The following is a 686-nucleotide window of genomic DNA, read 5'->3' on the forward strand; positions in this document are numbered from 1 at the left end:
AAAGAGATCGCCTCAGGGAATGCCGATCTATCCAGCAGAACCGAATCACAAGCCAGCTCGCTCGAAGAGACGGCCAGCTCCATGGAAGAACTCACCAGCACTGTTCGTCAAAATGCCGACAACGCCAGACAAGCCAATCAGCTCGTCGTCTCCGCCTCCAGTGTCGCAGTCAAAGGAGGTGCCGTCGTAGGGCAGGTCGTCAACACCATGGGCTCCATCAAAGACAGCTCGCGCAAGATAGTCGACATCATCAGCGTCATCGACAGCATCGCCTTCCAGACCAACATCCTCGCCCTCAATGCCGCCGTCGAAGCAGCCAGAGCTGGCGAACAAGGACGTGGATTCGCCGTTGTCGCCTCAGAGGTACGCAACTTAGCCCAACGCAGCGCCAGTGCCGCCAAAGAAATCAAAGCCCTGATTGACGACTCCGTCGACAAAGTAGAACAAGGCGGCAAACTAGTCGACGAAGCAGGCAAGACCATGGACGAAATTGTCACCAGCGTCCAGCATGTCGCCGACATCATGAGCGAAATTACGGCAGCGAGCCAGGAACAAAGTGCCGGGATTGAACAAGTCAATCTCGCCATAACCCAGATGGACGAAATGACGCAACAAAATGCAGCTTTGGTAGAACAAGCAGCGGCAGCGGCAGAGAGCATGGAAGAGCAGGCTCAGGCTTTGGCGCA

1 protein-coding gene is annotated in these 686 nt (G+C 55.8%); it reads left to right on the top strand.

Annotated features, from left to right (window positions below; all coding sequences use genetic code 11):
* Positions 1–686 (top strand): methyl-accepting chemotaxis protein (locus tag ACO0K4_RS19410; protein ID WP_422958323.1); only part of this gene is annotated, 686 nt, incomplete at both ends.

The sequence above is a fragment of the Undibacterium sp. RuTC16W genome (assembly GCF_049339445.1).
Taxonomy (GTDB): Bacteria; Pseudomonadota; Gammaproteobacteria; order Burkholderiales; family Burkholderiaceae_D; genus Undibacterium.